This window comes from Oceanibium sediminis (assembly GCF_003265325.1).
GTDB classification, from domain to species: Bacteria; Pseudomonadota; Alphaproteobacteria; order Rhodobacterales; family Rhodobacteraceae; genus Halovulum; species Halovulum sediminis.
In genome coordinates this window covers 1-1,103 of the sequence record NZ_QGNX01000047.1, presented here as the reverse complement: position 1 = coordinate 1,103, position 1,103 = coordinate 1, and the positions used below count along the sequence as shown (strand labels likewise).

Genomic DNA, 1,103 nt, shown 5'->3' with positions numbered 1-1,103 from the left:
CTGCCGTTCATTCCTCCGTCTGCAACCATTTCAACCAGGAACGCAGCCTCTACTCCCGAGCTAATTTCAAGCTTAACCGAACCGCCGCTCTCGCCGAGTGGCGCGGTCTTTATGCGGCATAAGGGACAGCCTCGCTGTCCTTGCAGAGACGAGTTCGAATTGGTCTGACAGCACCTGGTATTCCATAATCTGTCTCCCTTGTTCACAGCATTGCTGTGTTCTTATCGGGAGCTCGACCTCAGAGAAGGGTCAGCCCAATTACGCATGCTATCCGCCCAAAATTACGGTTCCCCGCCCTGTGCGCCGCATCACGAGTTGCGCCACCTCAGGGACCCCGTATTCCCTTGATTTTGGTGACCGGCAAACATTCGATTTCGGTTCCATCTGGTGCAAATGGGATTCGAACTCAAAGGACGGCGTGCGAGCGCAGTGACACCCCCTTCTCAGCGATAGCGGCTGAGGCCAAGTAGTGGAGCGGGCTTGCGGTCCAGCGTGCGGAGCATCTGGGACATGCTGTCGACCTGGTCGTCATGCTTGCCGTTTGGGAACGCTGCAACCTCGCGAAGAAAGCCTTCCAGCCAGCTTGCCTTCTCGGGCAAGCGCACATGGCCCGCTTCGATCTTTGCCGACTGCATCGTCATGCGCTGGACTTTGTCCGGCTTGGGATTGAGGTTTCGTGCTTCACCCACACTTGCCCTCCGGAGCTCCTGGTAGAGACCAATGCCGCTTGTGGCGTTTTCGACCACGATCAGGGCGGGTTCCCATGCCTGCCGCAGTTTCAGGGCCGCACGCACCAAGTCTGGGAACAGGTACTGGTTGCGGTGGACGTCAAGCAGGTCGACATATGAACCCAGCAGCCCCCAGGTCGTGCACACGCACCAGTCGTTGGTTTCGCCCGGAATGGCCGCCGTATCCCAGCTTTGGACGACGGCCTCATAAATGCTCGGCCCAGCCGGTTCCGGGTACGTCTTGAACCATTCGGGTTTGACCAAGGTCCCTCCCGCAGGTGCGGGGCGTTGCTGGTATTGGGCTTCGAATGCCGACGAGCCAAGCTCGCGCCGTATACGGTCCAGTTCATCCTGGCCGATCCGCTCCGGGTGCAG

The 1,103-nt window shown here is 59.2% G+C and carries 1 protein-coding gene and 1 pseudogene; one reads left to right on the top strand and one right to left on the bottom strand.

The window, feature by feature from the left end; translation table 11 throughout:
* Positions 1-122: pseudogene (locus tag DJ029_RS22340) on the top strand (IS6 family transposase); the annotation flags it as partial.
* A 321-nt stretch (positions 123-443) separates the two neighbouring features.
* On the opposite strand, the gene terL reads toward DJ029_RS22340, so the two are convergent.
* Positions 444-1,103: phage terminase large subunit (terL, locus tag DJ029_RS21490; protein ID WP_157966485.1), on the bottom strand; the 660-nt coding region annotated here is incomplete at its 5' end.